Genomic DNA, 4,018 nt, shown 5'->3' with positions numbered 1-4,018 from the left:
AATATCGGCCTTTTCACATCGGTGATAATTATACCTGAGCGAAAAAGGCCATGTTTTTGTTAACTAATCCTCAACAATTCCACATCAAAAATCAATGTTGCATTGGGAGGAATCACACCACCAGCCCCGCGAGACCCATAACCCAATTCTGCGGGAATAATTAACTGGCGACGCCCACCGACTCGCATCGTACTGATACCTTCGTCCCAACCTTTAATCACCCGTCCGCGTCCCAAGGGGAAAGAGAAAGGTTGATTGCGATCGCGGGAACTATCAAACTGGCTTCCATCTTCAAGCGTGCCAGTATAATGTACAATAACTGTTTGACCAGTTTTGGGAATCGCTCCAGTTCCCTCCACTAAATCAATATATTTCAATCCGGATTCTGTGGTAACAACTTTACCGTTACCAGCCTCTTCATTGCTGGCGGGTTTTTCTGCACTTGACATTGTGTTATCTGCAACTAAAGTTTGATTAATAGCCGACCTGGTAATTGTAGGTTGAGTTGGAGTCAATTCGGATGCGTTCGCTGTTTTTTCAGGGCTGAGAATTTGTGCAAACACCACAATCAACCCGCAGGCGAGCATAATCCCCAAGCTGATCAGAATCTCTTTCAAAATCAGTCCTCCGTACCTCTAAAGCCTCTGAGATCTCAAATCCTACCAGCTTTTCTCAACGCCAGAGCTTATTCTCCAAATCCCGCACCTGACGTTCCAAACGGTCAATGCGTCCGCGCAACTCATCCATCTCAGACTGACGGGGAACACCCAGATCCTGCATCATATTGCGTATCTGCCGTTGCATCTGCGCTTCAAAATTTCCCTGGTCGCTTTTTAACTGCTGCATCAAATCATCGACCATTCCCTTCGCCTGGTCTGGATTAATTTTGCCCTCCTTCACCCATTCATCACTCACTTCCCGGATTTTGTCCGCTACCAAAGATGTCGTGCCAACACCAATCAATAGTAGCTGCTTGAGCCAGTTATTGCTGTCCATGCTGCCTTCCACTCACTTACTCAAAAGGGCGATCGAATGTAGCCCATAAAGGTATGCTGGAATCTTAGTGTTCCAGTATCCAGTACTATTGTGTCAAATTTGCCGATCGCCTACAGATTCGGTCGAGGTTCGCCTAATGCTTATCGAATGGCTTAAGTTTAAGGTTGCCCCAGAACGGCGGGAAGAGTTTATCGATAACGATGCCGAAATCTGGACACCTGTGATAGCAAGCAGTCCCGGATTTCTGGGCAAAGAAGTTTGGATTAATCCCACCGAACCGACGGAAGTTATCATGGTAATTCGGTGGGCAACTTGCGAACAGTGGAAATCGTTTCCTCAAGAGTTATTAGACCGAACGGAAGAGAAGTTTGCCCAAGCAATGGGAAAGTCCTATCAGATGCTTGAGTCACTCGAATATCAGGTACGGAAATTCCCCTCAACTCATCCATAACAAAATCAATCCGCAAAAAAGCGATCGCCGCAATGCCCAATTGCCCCCGCTGTCACCAACCGGTTAAAACCCAAGCAGTTACCTGTCCCCATTGCCGTCAGGTTCTCAAAGCCCACGGTCATCCCGGTATACCCCTACACCGAGCTGCTGGGAAAGAATATTTATGCGATAGCTGCACCTACCATGCAGACGATACCTGTACTTATCCCCAGCGTCCCTTAGCTAAGGAATGCACGCTCTATCACAACCGCTTTCAACCGGAACCGCAGGTTATCCAGCCTCTCAAAACCGATCGATCCCTGCGTTTCTGGTTTGAGAGAAACCTAACTTGGGTACTTTTGCTCGGTTTATTGGGAGTCAGTTTTTTAATTACTTTAATGCGATAGTCCAAGAAAATATTTGCCAGTACTGTAACTAATATCCGCTGTTTGGTTACCAAGCATTTAGCAGGTTCTTAATTGCACCTTTCCCTCTTCCCTTTCCCTCTTTCCCCTAACCCCTAGCTATAATTCACTCGATCGCTTACCATGCCAAATTGCCCCCGCTGTCATCAACCCGTTCCCACTCAAGCAGTCACCTGCCCCCACTGTCGCGAAATTCTCAAAGCCTACGGTCATCCCGGAATTCCCTTGCATCGAGCCACTGGGGATGAGTATTTATGCACTAGCTGCACCTACCATACAGACGATACCTGTAATTATCCCCAACGCCCTTTTGCTAGGGAATGCACCCTTTACGACAACAATCTCGAACCCGAACCGCAAGTCAGTATTCCCCCCAACAGCAACCCATCCTTGTGCCAGTTGTTTGAGAGCATATTAAGATCTTTTTGGAACTGAACAGTCAAAAATTGGATGTTTTGACACAACAGCGAATATTTTTTCCTCATCCAAGAGTCTTTGAAATTCAACGACGAGTATTTTCCTGTCACGTTCTTTCTTTTGACTGAGTAACTTTTTCTAGCCCCGACGTGCCAGTCCCTCTGCTTCCACAACCGAGTGACTTTGTGCGGCAGAAATTTTTTGTTGAAAGACTGCTAAATCGAACCAGAAAGTCGTACCGATGCCGACTTCGCTGACCAAATTGATTTTGGTGTGATGCTTTTCAATAATATTACGGACGATCGACAGTCCCAAACCAGTTCCTTCCAGAGTATGCACGCGGTTTTCCACGCGGAAGAAGCGATCGAATATTGCTTGTTGATCTTCCGGTGCAATCCCGATCCCCGTATCGGCAACTTCAATCCGCACGACTTGATTTTGAGTATGCGATGCTTCTGACTCCTGTTGTACTGAATAGGCGCGGATGACCACCCGTCCTCCGGCTTCGGTAAACTTGAGTGCATTACCGACCAGATTGGCGAATACTTGTAGGAGCAAGTCGTAGTGACCTAAAACTGAGGGTAAATCCGGTTCGATTTCGTGTGCTAATTCAATGCCTTTATCGCGAGCGTTCAGCTGATAAGTTCGCAAAGTTTGCTCTATAGGCAGCCCAATTTCCACCGCCTCAAAGTGGTAAATTCGGCAGGAAGATTCCAAGCGCGACAAATCGAGAACATCGTTGACGAGGCGGGTGAGGCGGTCTGTTTCGTTATTCGCCGCTTCCAAGAACTCCCGCTGCTGTTCCTCTGTGAGGTCTTCCCCAAATTCGTGCAGCGTTTCGATGAAAGATTTGATACATTGCAACGGCGTTCTCAGCTCGTGGGAAACATTGCTGATGAAATTGCTTTTCGCTTCGTTCAGTTCCACCTCGCGGGTAATATCCTGCACCGTCATCGCAATTCCTTTGATGCTCTCGCGGTATTGATCGAGAACATTGGTTAGCAAAATGCGAACAGTACGGTTTGTGGGTTGACTGAGGGTAATGCGGAATTCTGCACCTTCTTTGTAGCCGTTGCCCGATGCCATTTGATACAACGGTCTTGTCAGTTCCATTGATACCGAAGAAGGCAAATAGTGGAGAACATTTTCCCCCACGATATCGATGCCATCCCAAGCGAAGATTCTTCGTGCGGTAGGATTGACGAGAATTACGTGCAAATGAGTATCGAGTAACACAGCACCATCTGCGATCGTCGAAACCAGAGTTTCCAATTTGGCTTTTTCGGCTGTTAGTTCTTCGATATTTTGCTCTTCGTAACTTTCCAGCTTTTCTGCCATTTCGTTGAAGCTGGAGATCAACTCGCCCAGTTCTCCTCCCAAAGGTAGGTCGATTCGCTGTTTAAAGTTACCGGCGGCAATATTTTTTACACCGACTAGCAATTCTTTAATCGGTTTGGTGATTGTCAGCGCGTTGAAAACGGCACCGAGAATCACCATTACCCAGATCGACACAAAAACTGCGATCGTCACATCCCGCGTCAGATTGGAGGAAGTGACAACGGTGGGATTGGGGTTAATGCCGATCGCTAAAACCCCCAGGTACTTGCCTTGGTGAGTGAGGGGGACAAACACATCCGTCACTACACCATCAGGCGTCATATGTTGCCGCACCATTGTCAACTCTGGATTATCGGCCCAATCTGCTGGCAATTGCATCCGCCGCTCAATGGTGAGGTAAGTTTGCACCTCC

At 47.4% G+C, this 4,018-nt stretch carries 6 protein-coding genes; 3 read left to right on the top strand and 3 right to left on the bottom strand.

The window, feature by feature from the left end; genetic code table 11:
* Positions 1–59 precede the first annotated feature (59 nt).
* Both H6S82_RS22035 and H6S82_RS22030 read right to left on the bottom strand, forming a co-directional pair.
* Positions 60–617, bottom strand: a complete 558-nt coding sequence (locus H6S82_RS22035; RefSeq protein ID WP_190463129.1) for an FKBP-type peptidyl-prolyl cis-trans isomerase — start codon at positions 615–617, stop codon at positions 60–62.
* A gap of 55 nt (positions 618–672) precedes the next feature.
* Positions 673–996, bottom strand: a complete 324-nt coding sequence (locus tag H6S82_RS22030) for a phasin family protein (RefSeq protein ID WP_190463131.1) — start codon at positions 994–996, stop codon at positions 673–675.
* 136 nt (positions 997–1,132) lie between these two features.
* Between H6S82_RS22030 and H6S82_RS22025 the strand changes: the two genes are divergently transcribed.
* The 3 genes from H6S82_RS22025 to H6S82_RS22015 all read left to right on the top strand — a co-directional run bounded on the left by H6S82_RS22025 (position 1,133) and on the right by H6S82_RS22015 (position 2,286).
* A complete protein-coding gene (locus tag H6S82_RS22025) occupies positions 1,133–1,447 on the top strand; it encodes a TIGR03792 family protein (RefSeq protein WP_190463133.1) in 315 nt (104 codons plus the stop codon).
* A gap of 32 nt (positions 1,448–1,479) precedes the next feature.
* A complete protein-coding gene (locus H6S82_RS22020) occupies positions 1,480–1,833 on the top strand; it encodes a zinc ribbon domain-containing protein (protein WP_190463135.1) in 354 nt (117 codons plus the stop codon).
* Between the two features lie 141 nt (positions 1,834–1,974).
* Positions 1,975–2,286 (top strand): zinc ribbon domain-containing protein, encoded by a 312-nt coding sequence (locus tag H6S82_RS22015; RefSeq protein ID WP_190463137.1) that lies wholly within the window; start codon positions 1,975–1,977, stop codon positions 2,284–2,286.
* A gap of 120 nt (positions 2,287–2,406) precedes the next feature.
* Here the strand turns inward: H6S82_RS22015 and H6S82_RS22010 are convergent.
* On the bottom strand, positions 2,407–4,018 hold a 1,612-nt coding region (locus H6S82_RS22010; protein ID WP_191056704.1), incomplete at its 5' end, for a HAMP domain-containing sensor histidine kinase.

Origin of the sequence: Planktothrix sp. FACHB-1355 (assembly GCF_014748295.1) — a bacterium.
Classification (GTDB): Bacteria; Cyanobacteriota; Cyanobacteriia; order Cyanobacteriales; family Aerosakkonemataceae; genus Aerosakkonema; species Aerosakkonema funiforme_A.
The sequence above is the reverse complement of the archived record's forward strand: the minus strand, read 5'-3'. Positions and strand labels throughout refer to the sequence as shown.